This is a genomic window from Candidatus Ancaeobacter aquaticus, assembly GCA_030765405.1.
In the GTDB taxonomy this organism is placed as follows: Bacteria; Auribacterota; Ancaeobacteria; order Ancaeobacterales; family Ancaeobacteraceae; genus Ancaeobacter; species Ancaeobacter aquaticus.
On record JAVCCP010000061.1, the window covers coordinates 1 to 16020 of the forward strand.

At 37.4% G+C, this 16020-nt stretch carries 15 protein-coding genes; 13 read left to right on the plus strand and 2 right to left on the minus strand.

Annotated elements, in window-relative coordinates; genetic code table 11:
• Positions 1–233 precede the first annotated feature (233 nt).
• The 6 genes from P9M13_08205 to P9M13_08230 all read left to right on the plus strand — a co-directional run bounded on the left by P9M13_08205 (position 234) and on the right by P9M13_08230 (position 5755).
• Positions 234–572 carry a hypothetical protein gene (locus P9M13_08205; GenBank protein ID MDP8263270.1) on the plus strand — a complete coding sequence of 113 codons (339 nt, stop codon included), beginning with the start codon at positions 234–236 and terminating at the stop codon, positions 570–572.
• A 117-nt stretch (positions 573–689) separates the two neighbouring features.
• A complete protein-coding gene (dcd, locus tag P9M13_08210) occupies positions 690–1244 on the plus strand; it encodes a dCTP deaminase (protein MDP8263271.1) in 555 nt (184 codons plus the stop codon).
• Between the two features lie 51 nt (positions 1245–1295).
• Complete coding sequence (locus tag P9M13_08215) at positions 1296–3260, plus strand: beta-galactosidase (GenBank protein MDP8263272.1); 1965 nt, start codon at positions 1296–1298, stop codon at positions 3258–3260.
• Positions 3261–3324: 64 nt separating this feature from the next.
• A complete protein-coding gene (gene nifU, locus P9M13_08220) occupies positions 3325–4182 on the plus strand; it encodes a Fe-S cluster assembly protein NifU (protein MDP8263273.1) in 858 nt (285 codons plus the stop codon).
• Positions 4179–5369: a cysteine desulfurase NifS gene (gene nifS, locus P9M13_08225; GenBank protein MDP8263274.1), complete on the plus strand. Its 1191-nt coding sequence runs from the start codon at positions 4179–4181 to the stop codon at positions 5367–5369. The genes nifU and nifS overlap by 4 nt, the downstream gene beginning before the upstream one ends.
• On the plus strand, positions 5351–5755 hold the full coding sequence (locus P9M13_08230; GenBank protein MDP8263275.1) for a four helix bundle protein: 405 nt from the start codon (positions 5351–5353) through the stop codon (positions 5753–5755). The genes nifS and P9M13_08230 overlap by 19 nt, the downstream gene beginning before the upstream one ends.
• Positions 5756–5795: 40 nt before the next feature.
• On the opposite strand, the gene P9M13_08235 is transcribed toward P9M13_08230, so the two are convergent.
• Together P9M13_08235 and P9M13_08240 are read right to left on the minus strand one after the other, a co-directional pair.
• On the minus strand, positions 5796–7268 hold the full coding sequence (locus tag P9M13_08235) for a hypothetical protein (GenBank protein ID MDP8263276.1): 1473 nt from the start codon (positions 7266–7268) through the stop codon (positions 5796–5798).
• 61 nt (positions 7269–7329) lie between these two features.
• Positions 7330–7878 (minus strand): epoxyqueuosine reductase QueH, encoded by a 549-nt coding sequence (locus tag P9M13_08240; GenBank protein ID MDP8263277.1) that lies wholly within the window; start codon positions 7876–7878, stop codon positions 7330–7332.
• A gap of 163 nt (positions 7879–8041) precedes the next feature.
• On the opposite strand from P9M13_08240, the gene P9M13_08245 reads away from it, so the two are divergent.
• From P9M13_08245 to P9M13_08275, 7 genes are all read left to right on the plus strand, one after another.
• Positions 8042–8215 (plus strand): hypothetical protein, encoded by a 174-nt coding sequence (locus P9M13_08245; GenBank protein ID MDP8263278.1) that lies wholly within the window; start codon positions 8042–8044, stop codon positions 8213–8215.
• Between the two features lie 87 nt (positions 8216–8302).
• The gene (locus P9M13_08250; protein MDP8263279.1) at positions 8303–9205 is read left to right on the plus strand and encodes an NAD-dependent epimerase/dehydratase family protein; all 903 of its coding nucleotides are present in this window, start codon (positions 8303–8305) and stop codon (positions 9203–9205) included.
• A gap of 41 nt (positions 9206–9246) precedes the next feature.
• A complete protein-coding gene (locus tag P9M13_08255; protein ID MDP8263280.1) occupies positions 9247–10443 on the plus strand; it encodes an iron-containing alcohol dehydrogenase in 1197 nt (398 codons plus the stop codon).
• 167 nt (positions 10444–10610) lie between these two features.
• Positions 10611–11744 carry a glycosyltransferase gene (locus P9M13_08260; GenBank protein ID MDP8263281.1) on the plus strand — a complete coding sequence of 378 codons (1134 nt, stop codon included), beginning with the start codon at positions 10611–10613 and terminating at the stop codon, positions 11742–11744.
• Complete coding sequence (locus P9M13_08265; GenBank protein ID MDP8263282.1) at positions 11741–12904, plus strand: glycosyltransferase family 4 protein; 1164 nt, start codon at positions 11741–11743, stop codon at positions 12902–12904. Before P9M13_08260 ends, P9M13_08265 begins: the two co-directional genes overlap by 4 nt.
• A 27-nt stretch (positions 12905–12931) precedes the next feature.
• A complete protein-coding gene (locus tag P9M13_08270; GenBank protein ID MDP8263283.1) occupies positions 12932–14041 on the plus strand; it encodes an MraY family glycosyltransferase in 1110 nt (369 codons plus the stop codon).
• Positions 14022–16004, plus strand: coding sequence for an O-antigen ligase family protein (locus P9M13_08275; protein ID MDP8263284.1), 1983 nt, complete (start codon positions 14022–14024; stop codon positions 16002–16004). The genes P9M13_08270 and P9M13_08275 overlap by 20 nt, the downstream gene beginning before the upstream one ends.
• Positions 16005–16020 lie beyond the last annotated feature (16 nt).

The window sequence follows — 16020 nt, forward strand, 5'->3', positions numbered from 1 at the left end:
TAGATATAATCGTCTTTTGTAATCCAATTTTTTAAGCGAAATCCTTTCGCGAATATGACCCTTTGTTTAAAAACCTCTAATTAAGCTTAAAATCATACCTTATGCGTATTGTTGCGGAATCGTTGATTTTTGGTCTCGTGCCTTGACAAATAGTATCTTATATTGTATAATAGTGTATGAGCACAGTGGCTAAAGAATAAGTCTGAATATATGAATAATGAAAGGAGGGTATCATGAGAAAAATACTATCAGCAGCTATCATTACCCTTTTTCTAAGTATCGCTATTAACAATAGCTTAGCGGTTGCAGAAGGGGTAATGGAAGGAATCGGTGATGGGGCAGTTGTTGTTGCAGAACAATCTAATAACTGTATGGGAAAGCTGTCACGTGGAGTGAGTAATGTTGCCTTAGGATGGGCAGAAATCCCGAAACTTGCGCTCAGAAAAGAAGGCCCTATGGAAGGGCTTGAAAGGGCTGCAACAAGGACTGGTGGTGGATTTGTCGATGTTATGACGTTTGTTTTGCCGCCGTATGATGAAGAATATATTGAACCTGAATACTTTTCTCCCTGATACTGTCGGGGTATCGTATTAATAAAAAAAACAATAAGACATGCGAAGCATGTGTTTGTTCTTGCCTGATATAATACCTTTCTATATCATATTATCTGTATATAACGGAGATTTTTTATGTCTATAAAGTCAGATACATGGATAAAACAGCAGGCTTTAAAAAACGGTATGATTAAACCTTTTAAGTCTACTTTAGTCAGTGCGGGTAAAATATCATACGGTTTGTCATCGTATGGCTATGATATACGTGTTGCAGATGAATTTTGTATTTTTACTGACATTAATTCTACCGTGGTTGATCCTAAGGCATTTGATAAGAGGTCACTTATTACACATAAAGGTAAAGAATGTATTATCCCGCCAAATTCATTTGCTTTAGCAAAAACAGTAGAATACTTTAAGATACCACGTAATATTATTGCCGTATGTGTTGGTAAATCGACCTATGCCCGGTGTGGAATTATCGTCAATGTAACGCCGTTTGAACCTGAATGGGAAGGGTATGCCACATTAGAAATATCGAATACAACACCCATCCCGGCAAAAATTTATGCCAATGAGGGGATTGCACAGGTGCTCTTTTTTGAATCTGATTCAGTGTGTGAATGTTCATATAAAGACAGGAAAGGAAAATATCAGAAACAGCCGGGTTTGACATTGCCAAAAGTTTGAGACAGTATATTGGCAGTGCAACAATGTCTCGCAAAATCTGAAGAACATATTATGGCGCGTAAACAAAAAATAGAAATTAAAGAAAATGGAATATTTGTAGGTGGAAAACTTATCCAGATGATTTCGGGTGAGTTTCACTATTGGAGAGTTCCTCCTGACGCATGGGATAGTATTTTCGATGCTATGAAAAAATTAGGGTTTGCAATGGTAGCTACATACATTCCCTGGGATTTTCATGAGATAAAAAAAGGAACGTTTGATTTTACAGGCAAAACAAGTGAGCATAAGAACCTAAAAAAGTGGTTAGAACTTTGTTCAAAACATAAAATGTCTGTCATTATTCGTCCGGGACCCTATATATACGCAGAATGGAATTATGGCGGGCCCCCTGAATATGTTGTCAAATATCCGCGTCTCTCAAAAGAATTTTTAGCCCATTCAGAAGTGTGGATAAAAAGCATTTCAGTTTTTTTAAAGCCGTACCTGGTGACACAAGGTGGGTCCATAGTTTTATTGCAGCCTTGTAATGAGGTTACCGGGTCTTATGAAAATTCTCCTGATGCGCGGTCTGACAAAATACTTGATATATATAAGTCGTACTGCAAGGAAAAATTTTCATCGATAAATGAATTGAATGCAAGTACACATAAAAACTATAAGGATTTTTCAAAGATAACAATCCCGGATATTCCTTCTGCATGGGGGGGCTGCTGTTTTAGGGATATTGACCTCTCTCATCTTCCAACGACGTTGGCTGAATGCAAACTATTTATAGAGTTTGGTAAATGGTATACGGAAAAATATCTAAAATACGTAGCGGATCTATATAAAAAGTCTGGTATAGATGTCCCGATTATCGTTAACCTTGTTGGGTGGTACTGGCCTCAGAATTTTGAGCGATTAGAGAAAATACTCGACCTTACATCAATGGATACGTATTACCAGAATATGCTGCCTGGAGATTTGTACTGTGCCTTCACCAAGCTATACAAAATATATAGCCGTATATCGAAGTTTCCGACTGCGGTTGAATTCCAATGTGGTGTCTGGGATCCTATGATCAAACAGATAGGGGTGATGAGCGAACGACATTTTTATTACACATCGTTAGTCGCAATTGCATCGGGCTTGAAGGGGATTAACTATTACATGTTAGTCAATAGAGATAATTGGTATTTTGCACCCATTAACGAATGGGGGAAAATACGAGTGGCTGCCCAAAAGGTTGTTCAGAGAACAACAAGTGTCATGAAGAAGCTATCGATTGAAAATCTCGAAAGGACAACTTCGCTTGGTATTGCTTGGTACGCACCACATACGGAACATTTTCTTTTTACCGGCAAGAAACAAGTTCACCTAGAATACAAGCATAAAGAAATATCAAAAATGCCATTCAATGAGGATTACCCGCATGTATGGAACATATACCGATCTATGACAAATTACGGTTTTGACCTTGATATTGTATCTATTACTGATGATAAAGAATTTCCTCCGTATTTGATCTATAGCGGATATCCGTTTATGGAATGGCCAATTGCAGAAAAACTATATAAATATGTCGCTTCGGGCGGTAAATTAATTGTGTTTGGCAGTTTACCAGAGGTAGATATCTCTGGAGAAATGAAATATGATCTCTTTAAAGATTTACTCAAAAACTTGCGGACATATAAAGCAAAAGGCGTATTCTCAATTAAGATAGGTAAAGGCGCAATATATTATGCTCCTGAAGATGGTAGTACTAACTATAGAACATTCTTTAAAGAAGTGGGGTACACCGAGGATATATGTAGTGCTATTCCGGGAATTTTCACCTCAATGCATGTTGATAAGAAGACAAAAAAGAATATATTGTTCGTTATTAACAATAATTTTGTAAAAAAAGAATGCAAACTTACGGTAAGTCGTATGTGCAAATTTACACGATTAACTGACATAGAAGACAAGAAAAAATATCTATTGAGGGACACGCTTACTATAGATAAAAAGGATGTAAGGGTTTTTTATCTTTCTTGATAAAAAACAATTATCAAAAACCAAACATTTTAAAAAATAGGGCATAACGAAAGGGTTCATATATATGTGGGATTATACGAAAAAAGTGAAAGACCATTTTCTTCATCCCCGCAATGTTGGAGAAATAGAAAAAGCAGATGCTGTTGGTGAAGTAGGGAATCTTGCATGTGGAGACATGTTGAAATTGATGTTAAAAATTGATAAGGAAAAAGAGGTAATACTCTATGCAAAGTTCCAAACATTTGGATGTGCGAGTGCTATTGCGTCTAGCTCGGCTTTAACTGAAATCATTAAAGGTATGACCATTGATGAGGCTTCAAAAGTCTCAAATGATGATATTGCTGAGTACCTTGGTGGGTTGCCTGAGGAAAAGATGCATTGTTCGGTAATGGGCCAGGAAGCGCTTGAGCAAGCAATAGCAACATATCGCGGAATAGTGCTTGAAGAAAGAGTTGAAGAAGGAACTATTGTGTGTAAATGTTTTGGCGTGACAGATCAAAAAATAGCGCGTGTTGTAAGTGAAAACAAGTTGACTACGGTTGAGCAGGTAACACATTATTGCAAAGCTGGTGGTGGTTGCGGGAAATGTAAAGATGATATTGAGAATATTATTAAAGAGGTTATTGAAAAAGATAAGCAGAAAGAAGGTCCGGCTGTATGTGTAACGGAAAAAAAAGAATTAACTAACATTCAAAAAATAAAATTAATAGAAGAAACAATAGAACATGAAATAAAACCAAAATTAGTTGCTGATGGTGGAGGGATAGAGCTCGTTGATGTTGATAGCAATAAAGTCATTGTTGCTTTACGAGGAGCGTGTTCAGAGTGTCCTTCCGCTGGGATCACATTAAAGTCATGGGTAGAAGTAAAATTAAAAGAGTTTGTCAGTGATGACCTGTATGTGGTGGAGGTGAAGCAATGAAAGAAATTTATGTAGATAATAATGCCACAACGCGTGTTGCAGATGAAGTCTTTGAAGAGATGAGGCCATATTTTTGCACATTGTATGGTAACCCATCGAGTATGCATAGCTTTGGGGGACAGGTACACGAGAAAATGGAAGATGCCCGGGTAAAAGTTGCTGATCTTATTGGGGCGGAATCTCCTGAAGAAATAATTTTTACCAGTTGTGGGACTGAATCAGATAATAGTGCTATTCTCTCCATGATTGAATCTGAATCCGAAAAGAAGCATATTATAACAACAAGAGTGGAGCACCCAGCAGTATGGAATCTATGCCAATATCTCAAGACGAGAGGGTATAGGGTTACTGAACTGGGCGTAGATAATGAAGGAATGATTAATATTGATGAGTTAAAGGCTTCGCTAACACCTGATACTGCAGTTGTATCGGTGATGTATGCCAACAATGAAACAGGAGTAGTTTTTCCTGTTGAAGAGATTGCAGATATTGTGAAATCAAGAGGTATTATTTTTCATACGGATGCTGTGCAGGCTGTTGGAAAATTACCGCTTAATGTATCTAAAACTGCCATAGATATGCTTTCTCTTTCAGGCCATAAATTGCATGCCCCAAAAGGAGTTGGAGCGTTATATGTAAGAAAAGGAGTGAAATTTAGACCCTTTGTAATAGGTGGGCATCAGGAAAAGTCACGACGTGGAGGAACTGAAAATATTTCTTCAATAATTGGCCTGGGAAAAGCATGTGTATTAGCAAAAAGTTTTATTGAAGATGAAAATACAAATGTAAAAAATCTCAGAGATAAATTGGAAAATAATTTATTAGAGAAGTGTTTAGATACACGTTTAAATGGGCATAAGATAAATCGTTTACCGAATACAACGAATATTAGCTTTGAATTTGTTGAAGGTGAAGCAATACTTCTTTTATTAAACGAATTTGGTATATGTGCCTCATCAGGGTCTGCGTGTACGTCTGGGTCATTAGAACCTTCCCATGTGATGCGAGCCATGGGTGTTCCGTTTACGTTTGCACACGGATCTATACGATTTAGTTTGAGTCGGTATAATAATGAGAAAGAGATCGATTTTATTATAGAAAAACTTCCACCAATTATTGAACGTCTCAGAGAAATGTCACCATATGGTAGAATGAAGGGAGATGGACGATGGACGAAGGAAGAATGAAGAACAGGATTCAAAGTTTTAGAGATCTTGAAGTGTATAAATTGGCATTTGATTCTGCAATGAAAATATATAGTGTAACAAAAAGCTTTCCAGCTAGTGAGAAATATTCATTAGTTGACCAAATAAGAAGATCTTCTAGGTCTGTATGTTCAAACCTTGCAGAATCATGGCGGAAACGTAGATATGTTGCAATGTTTATAAATAAGATTACAGATGCTCAACAAGAAGCTGCTGAAACGCAAACATGGCTAGATTTCGCGTTCAAATGCGATTATATTGCAGAAGAAATATATAATTCTCTAGATGAAAAATATGAACATATTTTTGCGAAGCTGGCAACTATGGAGCGAAAAGCAGATACGTTTTGCAGGGGAAAAAAATTGTAGGTATTTTCGTCCGTCGTCTGTCTTCTTTCTTCCTTCGTTTTTACTGAAAGAGGAATGCCCTGAAAGCGATACCTTCCGCTTGTGTATCAAGATGATAATAGCGATTGTAGAAATATTCAAATCGTACTCTTATTAATCCAGGATGAAATAGCTGTATACCTACTACCCCACCAATATTATCATAGTGTATATATTTTAAGCCCGTAGACCAATTGAATTGCGCTGAGACATCAATATTAGGGATTATCTCATAACTCATAGTAAATGTTTCTTTGAGGGATTGTGCTTTTACTTTTGGTGGTTGATAAACGTCTTTTTCCCATGGCACCCATGAATTTGGCTCGTGTTCGACTTCACCCCATCTACCGTCGGTTCGTTGAGTAATACGCAATTTATCATTAACGTCATGGTTAAACTCTAGGTATGTTTCGTGCAAAATAAAATGTGCCGGGTCAGGACGATAATTAATACGGGTATATCGATATCCAGGAATTACTGACAAACTGATCTTAGGAAAGAACATACGCTCTTCAACAATAAAGTGGTTTGACCATGGTTTCATGATCCACGGGGTGTTAAGAGCTCTGCCCCTGTAATGTTCGTATCCCATGAATGTATCGAAATTCGAAACAGGATGATTTTCTTTGTGTTTAAAAAGCCAGTGAAAAATCCATCGGTTACGAATTTCGCTTGCAAACGTATTTAAACGTGCATGAAAACGAATACGTTGATAGCCAGGGTTTAGTATAACTCTGCCAACATAGGGGATCTTGAATGGCACCGCATATTCAAGTCCAACTCCATGTGTCTCCTGCATGAGAAGTTTAAAATCGTTTATAGTTTCATCGAAGACACCCAACATATCGCGCCTGTCATAGGTGTATCGAATAAGCGGTAACTCTTTATGTAATTTAACGATGCCTGTCCAGGAATATGAACGCGTATATGAATGTCTTACATCAGCTTTTTGATCGCTTTTACGATATTTATCAACGAGGTGAGTGTTGCTTTCAGGCCATTGCTTAGTAAACCAAGCTTTTTGGTACAGTCCAAAAATAAGACTTTCGACAGGAATAGGTTCTTCATATAACTCAACGCGTGTTGATACGCTGAGAAAATCAGTGACTTTAAATCCTAACCCTTCTGAGTAGTATCGTTTAAAACCTGCTCGTTCGGCTTTAGTTTCAATTTCTGGCCTGTATCCTTTTTCTTGGAATTGTGAGAGAAACTTTGCCAAGAAACCTTGTTCCTGATCTATTTTTTCGCCAATTTCGTTAATGGGGCCTTCAGGTTTTTTCTTATTGGCAGCTATCTCGGTATTAAGCGCTCCGTCCTGAATATCCTTTTCGTTATCCATCTCTTCGGTAGTGATAACAAGCTCATCATCAGGAGTGGCGGTAGGGGATGCTTCCTGGAGGGTATTCGTATCATCAGCGGCATATACGCTGAAGGCTGTAAAAATACTTAGTAGCGCAGTTATTATTAAATTTTTTGTTAAGTGATTTGTCTTCATATATTTTGGGTATTTTACCACTAAATTTTATTAAGTCAATAAATTTTTGTAATAAAAAAGGTTATCGTTTGCTATAAATACAACCGCAATAATTTTGACGATAGAGGTTGTAGGTTTTAGACAATTCTATACTTCTTTTGAAACCGTTTTTTTTCTTAAAATCAGCAGGTAGGAAATCCACCGTTTTACCTTTCACTAGCTCTGATCCAATAGAATTGATAAGTGCAGCATTCTTATGAGGGCTTACTGATAAAACGGTTGTGAAGAGGTTACACATTTTTCTTTCGGCGGTTTCACATGCTTTTTCTAATCTAATGCGATAACAAAGTTCGCACCGAGCACCTTTTTCAGGTTCGCATTCATATCCTTTTGTGGTTTCATGCCAGTTCTCTGGGTCATATTCATCGCATATAAGGGGGATTTTAAGTATTTGGGACAGTTTTTGGACTTCCTTACGTCTTTTCTCATACTCGTCTTGAGGATGAATATTGGGGTTGTAGAAATAAAAAATGAGCCTGTATTGATCTTTAAGTTCTTCGTGAACTACAGTGGCGTCAGGTGCACAACATATATGTACGAGAAGATATGGGTTTTGCGATAATACATTCATAATGTAAGAATATCAAAAATATAACAAAAAGCAACAATGTAAATGTAAAGGTCTTATCGAAATTATGTATAGTAGTATATGTATCAAGATATAGGTGTTTTTATTCTTTACAAACATGATATTTATGCGAGAATATATCTAATAATTTGAGTAGGAGGAAATTATGTCCAGGAGAAAATCTTTTTTTGGCTTATTCAACATAATTAGACTTATGTCAAGAAGCACTACTGAGTCCAAAGAGGGGCAATGGTTAAGCATTCCGAAAGTATCGAGCGATAAAGATTCTGAAAAACAGGAAATCGCCCGTAAACAACTAAAAAGAATGATTTTAGACTGATAGCATTTTCGTAAGCTTTTACTTCTCAACCTCTACAACATTTTAAATCAACTATTATTTGTTCTGAAACCCTAAAAGGAGATTCTTATGATACTTGTTACCGGTGCAACTGGTTATATCGGGTCTCATCTCGTTTTATCTTTACGTCAAGACGGTCAGTCAGTTTTGTGTCTTGTGAGAAAAAACACACCACAAGAAAGTATTGATTTTCTCAAATCGCATGGCGCAGAAATAATTCAGGGTGATTTACTCAATCTTGATCCGCTTATTGATCAAGTTCAGGGGAAAGTAAAAAAAGTAGTCCATCTTGTGGGGAGCATTGTGGCATCAAAACAAGAATCTTTTGAAACCGTGCACAAAAAAAAGACGAAGGCACTTATCTCATTATGTCAAAAAATAGGTGCTAAAAAGATAGTGCTTCTTACTGCGGTGGGGGCATCTCCGGATGCTGAAAGCGACTATTTAAAAACTAAATTTATGGCGGAAGAAGAGGTGAGAAACTCTGGTATACCCTATGTTGTTTTACGTGCATCACTTGTTTTTGGTAATGATGGGGGTATGCGAAACAGTAAAATGTTGATAAAACTGTCTCGTCTTGTCCAGCGGACACCTTTTGTTCCTTTTATAGGTACGGGACAGTCGCTTGTGCAGCCAGTATACATAGGTGATTTGATTATCTGTTTAAAAAAGTCAGTACTTGACGATACCGTTAAGGATAAAACATTTGAGATTGCAGGTCCTGAAAAGATGTCCTTTAATCAAATGATTCAAAAAATCGCTGATTATTACGATGTAAGACGCATTATTGTACATATTCCGACTACAATAATGATCCCTATAGCGACTCTGCTTGAAAAAATAATACCAGCACCTGCTGTCAGCTGCGATCAAATCAAACTATTGAAAAAAGATAATGTTTGTGACACAAAACTAATGGAAGAAACATTCCCTGTTAATATGATAAAATTTGAGGATGGATTTAAAATATAGCGTTTAGATTTCAATGAAACAACAAGATGAATGGTGTTTAAATGAGGAAATTTGATTTCAATTTACCCACTAAAATAGTTTTTGGCTCTGGAGAGATTCAACGTATAGGTAAAGAAGCACGTAAGATAGGGAAATTGGCCATGCTTCTTACCGGTCAAAATGCAATGAAAAAGCTTGGTATTACTGATACGGTTATTCAACTCTTAAAGAATGAGGGGGTTCATACCATACTTTTTGATAAAATCGAGCCAAATCCGCGCACAACAATAATAGATGAAGCGGGTTCTATTGCAGGCAAAAATAAATGTGATATGGTGATTGGTTTCGGTGGTGGCAGTGTTATGGATTCGGCAAAAGCGGTAGCGCTTGTTGCTCGATCGGGTAAACCAATATGGCCATATATTTATAATGAGCACGGTGATACCTCTTCGATAGACAGCGAAGTATTGCCGATAATTGAGATTCCTACCGTTGCGGCGACTGGATCAGAGGCGGATTGTGGCGGGGTGTTTACCAATTGGGAGACACACCAAAAGGGAGTATTGTTTAATCCGAAATTATTTCCAGTAGTATCAATTGTTGATCCTGCATTAACGCTGTCGTGTCCTGCGTCTGTTACCGGTGATGGAGGTATCGATATTCTATCTCATGTGCTTGACCCTTATATAACATCGACAAATGTTTGTCCTCTTGCAGACAGAATGTCTGAAAGTATAATGATTACGGTTATAGAGAATCTTGATAAAGCGATAAAGAATGGTGCTGATATCAAAGCCAGAGAAAATCTGTCGTGGGCAAGTACGGTTGCTTTATGCGGTATGCCGTCTGCGGGACGCGGCGGTTCTTTCCCTCTCCACGTTATGGAGCACTCTTTAAGTGGGTATTATGATATTAGTCATGGTAAAGGGCTCGCATGTCTTATGAACGCATGGTTGACATTTTCGTTATCCGGTAGTAAGGAGCGGTTAGCTTCGATTGCTCAAAGGGTATTTTATAAGGATATAAGTCAAGTCACAATTGATGAAGCGGCACAGATTGGGCTGGACGCCCTTATGAACTGGCTTAAGAACATTGGACAGTATGTTAATTTAAGTGAACTGGATATAGATGACACACATTTTGGGCAGATGGCTGATGATGCAATCAAGCTGTATGGCCATGGCAAAGATTATATCGAAAATCAGCCTATGCTCGATCGTGCCGGCATAATCGAAATATATAGAAAGTCACTTAGCTAGGGGTTGAGAATCAATAATATGTCTAATTTGGAGGTTTAGATTTGAGCCGTATACAAGGCGTGACGACGCTGGCTTGCCCTTGGTGGTACGTCAAGAAGGAACAACGAAGTAGACGGCCAAAGATGGGTGTCAAAAATAGTCGTATTATTGATTCTCAACCCCTAAGTATGCAACCCAAGCGTAATATTTTATATCTCACCTTAAATTCCTCTATTGGCGGAACCGAAATAATGATTCTTACGCTATCCAAGAACCTTAATCGTGAGAAATATAATCCTGTTATTTGTTCTCTTGTTGGAGATGGTACTCTAATAAGAGAGGCTAGCAATTGCGGAATCACCGCATATGATTTAAAAATGAGAGGGCCGTTTGATGTTACTATTATTTTCAAACTTCTGCGTCTCATAAATAAAGAACGTATACACATTATGCATACTTACCTTTACCATACTAATATTTTGGGAAGAGTTATGGGGTGGGTTACCCGTGTGCCGGTTATTATATCAACCCAGAGAAGCACTGATCCCTGGCGTAAATGGTATCATAGGGCACTTGATCGAATAACAGCTCGGTTATGTGATGTGATAATTTCTAACTCAATTGCTGGGAAAGAACGTTTAATTAAGAAAGAGAAGATAAAAGAAGATAAAATAATAATTATTAATAATGGCATTGAGAAAGCATTTCCTTGTGATATGCCGATGCTGCACAGATTAAAAGAACAATGTGGAATTCTTGCAGATAGTCCGGTGATTGGCACCGTTTCTAATCTAAAGCCTGCAAAAGGTTTGAGATACCTTTTGCAGGCATTTAAATATATTTCGGAGAAAAACAATAAAGCTAAACTTGTCATTGTCGGTTACGGAGAATTATACAATGAATTAGAACAGTATGCTGAAGATTTAGGGGTATTGCATAATGTCCGGTTTACCGGATTTCAATCAAATGCAATTGACTATATATCTTTTTTTGACGTATTTGTGATCTCTTCTTTATGGGAAGGAACGCCAGTTAGTTTGCTTGAAGCAATGTCTTTAGGTAAACCAGTTGTCGCAACTGATGTGGGTGGAGTGGCTGAGGTTGTTAAAAGCGGGGAAGATGGAGTCCTCGTGAAGCCCCGCAATGCACGACTGCTGGCGGATACGATTATTGAAATTATGAGTAACAAAACAATGAGAAAAGAGTTGGGAGAGAATGCAGCGAGAAAAATTGAGCAAAAATTTAATACTGTAGACATGGTCAAAAATACTGAAGTTTTGTATGAATCTATCATTAATAAAAAGAAAACACAAAAAGTATGAGCACAATTAAGGTCTGCCACATAATTACCCGTTTAATACAAGGGGGCGCGCAAGAGAATACTGTTTCTACGGTTGAGCTTTTACAACAATCAAATGACTTTGAAGTGACCTTGATAACGGGGCCTGCATTAGGCCCTGAAGGAACTATGATTACCTATGCGAAAGAACATATCAAGAACACCATTGTTGTGGATGAACTGAGGCGAAATATCAATCCAATTCTCGATACTATATCTTTTCTTAAACTTGTGATGATACTAAGAAAGGGTAGATATGATATTGTTCATACGCATAGCTCGAAGGCTGGAATTATCGGAAGGATTGCTGCCCGGTGTGCTGGTGTTAAGGTAATAGTGCATACCATTCATGGTCTTCCTTATCATGAATATCAACATGTCGTTATAAATAAGCTGTATGTACTATTGGAGAGATATGTAACACGATTTACCAAAAAAATTATTTCCGTGGCTGATATTATGACTGAAAAGGCAGTGGCGCAGGGAGTGGTCTCAAAAGATAAATGTATTACGATATATAGCGGGATGAATCTCGATAACTTTGTTAAAAATGATGAAATTAAGCATGCAGTGCGCAATCAGCTTGGCATCCCTCAAGATGGAGTTGTTATTCTTAAAGTTGCCCGATTATTCTATTTGAAAGGACACGAATATGTGGTTCGTGCTGCGCGGGAAGTCATGAAAGAAAACCCACACGTCATATTTTTATTTGTTGGAGGGGGGATTTTAAACGAAAAAATGCAAGCGCTCGTGAATCAGTATGGACTTAAAAATAATTTTATTTTTGTAGGACTTGTTAATGCAGATCAAGTTCCTCGCTATATTAATTGTGCAGATATTGTGGTACATGCTTCGTTGAGAGAAGGTTTGCCGCGTATTGTGCCGCAAGCACTGGCATGCAAAAAACCTGTTGTTGCTTTCGATGTTGATGGTACAAAGGAGGTGTTGAAAAATAACAAAAACGGTTTTCTTATACCACCTGAGAATATCACTGCACTCCAAAATGCATTATCGAATCTAGTCACGAATAAAGAATTGAGAGAGCGGATGGGGAAAGAAGGTAGAAATGATATTGATCCCATTTTTAGAAATGAATATATGGTAGAACAAATAGAAAAATTATATTATGCTCTCATAAAATAACATTAAAAATAAGAATGGATGGATGCTATGTGGTATATGCTTTACGGAGGCAGTTGTATAGGAGCTCTAGCCGTATCACTTTTGGTGACACGTTTTGCAATATTTTTATCGCAAAAATATAATATCTATGACACACCCGGAAAGAGAAAGATCCACACGACGATGATGCCGCGTATTGGATGGCTTGGAATTTATGGGGCCATTCTTCTGATCGTAACAATTATCTCATATAGTGTATTTGCTCTAGGGGCGCATCCATTATGCGAGAAATTATGGGGGGGAGAACTGATCTCGTATATCCCAGGTTTTTATAAGAAAGCCCCGCAGTTAATAGGTGTTTTAATTGGAGGAATGGTCATCACCTTAATTGGCATATATGATGATAGATATGGTTCTTCTCCATTAATGAAGCTCTGCGGTCAAATAAGTGCCGCATTAGTCTTAATTGCTTTTGATATTCGGATTACTTTCTTTGTGCATAGTTATTTGTTTAGCGTGTTTATAACCGTAGTGTGGGTTGTGGCATTAATTAATGCTTTTAATCTCTTGGATAATATGGATGGTCTCTCAGGGGGTGTCGCCCTGATTGTTTCTGTTCTTTTTTTCTGTGCGATATCATCACTTGATCAATATTTTGTCAGCATATTGCTGGCAGTTTTTATTGGCGTATTGATAGGTTTCTTATGCTTTAACTTTTATCCCGCAAAGATCTTCATGGGAGATGCCGGGAGCATGTTTATAGGATATTTTATTGCTGCATTAACTATTGTTTCTACTTTCTACTCGAAATCTGCCCCTTCTCATTTTTCTGTTCTGATGCCTCTCTTTATCCTTGCAGTGCCGATATATGATACCGCATCGGTAATTCTTATCAGGATAAAAAACAAAAAACCGATTTATGAAGGTGACACCAATCATTTTTCTCACAGACTTGTTTCTCTGGGGATGTCACACCGCGGGGCAGTGCTCTTTATCTATCTTGTATCGCTGTGTGCGGGTATGCCGGCACTACTCTTGCCGTATATACACGCTTCTGGCGCAATACTCATTTTCGTTCAAGTTGTGGTAGTGCTGCTTCTTATCGCGTTTCTTGAATATTTTGCGAAAAGAAAAAAAGATGAAAAAAAAGAGAATTGAAAAAATAATAGATGTAATTCTCACATCAAATATTGTTCTGCTACTTTTTATTGCTCCGATAAAATTTGGCCTTCCGACTATTTATTCATATAAAGCATTTCTCCCAGAATCTTTTTTTGACTGGTTATATGCCACGTGGCCAAATGAATTGTTTGTTATTCTATGTATTAATTGTGCGGTATTCTTTTTGCTTAAATTGGCTCTTTCAGAAGGAATGGTTTTTAAATACAACATCATTACGAAGCTTCTAGGTGTATTTATATGTATTTGTGCTATCGGTCTTATGTATGCAGTCAATACGCAAATGGCGGTCAAGACCGCTATGAACATTATAGGGGCAGCTTGTTTCTATATTATAGTGAATAATTCTGCTGATAAAAAAAACTTATTCTTAATCGTTTTTTTGTCTGCCGCAATTCTTGTTTCAGTTTATGGTATCTATCAAAGGGTTTTTGGTTTTCAAGAAACGAAAGAGTGGGCAGATTTATATATGAAAAGTCACGCGTCCTTTGAGAGGATACAGGGGAAGCTCTCTAGTGGGCGTGTGTTTTCAACGTTTGTGTATCCTAATGCGTTTGCAGGGTATCTGCTCATGGTAATCCCGGTATCGGTTTTGTTGTTTATTCAAAGATTCAAAAAATCTAGTGAGCGGGAAAATAGTGTTAAGTATGCACTTTTGGTGTCTCTGATATGTGCAGCAGTATGCATTCCTTTTCTTGAAGGTTTTGGAGGAATCTTGAAAATTGCAGGAGTGGAAGTTGCTACTGGTGTGCTTATTCTCATATATCCGATTGTACAATTTGTTAACCTGATCTTGACGCAATCTCAGGGTGGTTATGTTGTTTTTATCTTAGTGATACTCTTTAGCGTGTATCTTTTTAATAAACGTATGTGTTTAAAATTATCCTTGTTAATTTTGAGTGTGCTTGTTTTGTCATGTTTTATCCTGCTAATGGTAAAGAGGGCAGAATTCTTTCAGTATGTCAAAGTTCTTTCTCTGAAAGCACGCATGGAGTATTTATGGAGCACTCTTGTTATGATCATCCATAAGCCGTTCATTGGATACGGACCAGGATCATACGGCAGTGTCTATGCTCAATATAAAATGCTTGCTGCAGAGGAGACACAATTTGCGCACAATAATTATCTTCAAGTATGGGCCGAATCCGGCATTGGAGGATGTATCGTATTTGTGTCGATATGGATCCTAGGGTTGAGAGAAGGGTTAAGACATTTTAAAGAAAATGGACTGGCTTCACATAATGATATAATACGTTTTGGTGCATTTCTCGGATTAACCGGATTTGTTCTTCACAGTTGTATTGATTTCGATTTTTATATACCGGCACTAGCTCTCTCGGCATTTTTTCTTTTGGCAATCCTCACCGATAACATGGCGAGTACCACGGTAAAGAAAATCACTGGGGATAGGATAAAAAAGATACTGATTTCATGTGCAGTTGTGCTATTTATTCTTGGAAATGGATATTGTATTAGATTGATTGTGGCAGATACGTTATTTAATAAGGGATTGGCATGTTACAATAAAAGAGAATATGTTCGCGCCATCGATATTCTTAAAAGTACAAAGAAATGGAACTCGTCGGATGATCTTGCTCAGTATTATGCAGGTATGGCGTGCTTATCATTAGGCAAGCCTGAAGACGCGGTACATTACTTTAATCGCGCAATAGAATTGAATACCTGTTCCTCAAAATATTATTATAAGCGTGCAGAAAGTTATTTTCAAATGGGAAGTTTTAGAGCTAACGTCGAAAAAGATCTAAAAAAAGCGGTAAAATATTATCCTACAAGTATGTTTTATAGAATAGAGCTGGCAAAGTTTTATGAGATTATTGGACAAAAAAAGAAAGCATTGATAGAATATCAGTATATATTAGAATTGAATCCTGAAGATTTACTTCTGCGAAATAAAGCAGATGCTTTAAGGGAAAACCTATAGAAATGTTATCTAACAC

What these genes read in the sequence shown, in the direction of transcription:
- P9M13_08205 (MDP8263270.1), top strand. Translation starts at nt 234, where the DNA reads ATGAGAAAAATACTATCAGCAGCTATCATTACCCTTTTTCTAAGTATC.
- dcd (MDP8263271.1), top strand. Translation starts at nt 690, where the DNA reads ATGTCTATAAAGTCAGATACATGGATAAAACAGCAGGCTTTAAAAAAC.
- P9M13_08215 (MDP8263272.1), top strand. Translation starts at nt 1,296, where the DNA reads ATGGCGCGTAAACAAAAAATAGAAATTAAAGAAAATGGAATATTTGTA.
- nifU (MDP8263273.1), top strand. Translation starts at nt 3,325, where the DNA reads ATGTGGGATTATACGAAAAAAGTGAAAGACCATTTTCTTCATCCCCGC.
- nifS (MDP8263274.1), top strand. Translation starts at nt 4,179, where the DNA reads ATGAAAGAAATTTATGTAGATAATAATGCCACAACGCGTGTTGCAGAT.
- P9M13_08230 (MDP8263275.1), top strand. Translation starts at nt 5,351, where the DNA reads ATGGACGAAGGAAGAATGAAGAACAGGATTCAAAGTTTTAGAGATCTT.
- P9M13_08235 (MDP8263276.1), bottom strand. Translation starts at nt 7,268, where the DNA reads ATGAAGACAAATCACTTAACAAAAAATTTAATAATAACTGCGCTACTA.
- P9M13_08240 (MDP8263277.1), bottom strand. Translation starts at nt 7,878, where the DNA reads ATGAATGTATTATCGCAAAACCCATATCTTCTCGTACATATATGTTGT.
- P9M13_08245 (MDP8263278.1), top strand. Translation starts at nt 8,042, where the DNA reads ATGTCCAGGAGAAAATCTTTTTTTGGCTTATTCAACATAATTAGACTT.
- P9M13_08250 (MDP8263279.1), top strand. Translation starts at nt 8,303, where the DNA reads ATGATACTTGTTACCGGTGCAACTGGTTATATCGGGTCTCATCTCGTT.
- P9M13_08255 (MDP8263280.1), top strand. Translation starts at nt 9,247, where the DNA reads ATGAGGAAATTTGATTTCAATTTACCCACTAAAATAGTTTTTGGCTCT.
- P9M13_08260 (MDP8263281.1), top strand. Translation starts at nt 10,611, where the DNA reads ATGCAACCCAAGCGTAATATTTTATATCTCACCTTAAATTCCTCTATT.
- P9M13_08265 (MDP8263282.1), top strand. Translation starts at nt 11,741, where the DNA reads ATGAGCACAATTAAGGTCTGCCACATAATTACCCGTTTAATACAAGGG.
- P9M13_08270 (MDP8263283.1), top strand. Translation starts at nt 12,932, where the DNA reads ATGTGGTATATGCTTTACGGAGGCAGTTGTATAGGAGCTCTAGCCGTA.
- P9M13_08275 (MDP8263284.1), top strand. Translation starts at nt 14,022, where the DNA reads ATGAAAAAAAAGAGAATTGAAAAAATAATAGATGTAATTCTCACATCA.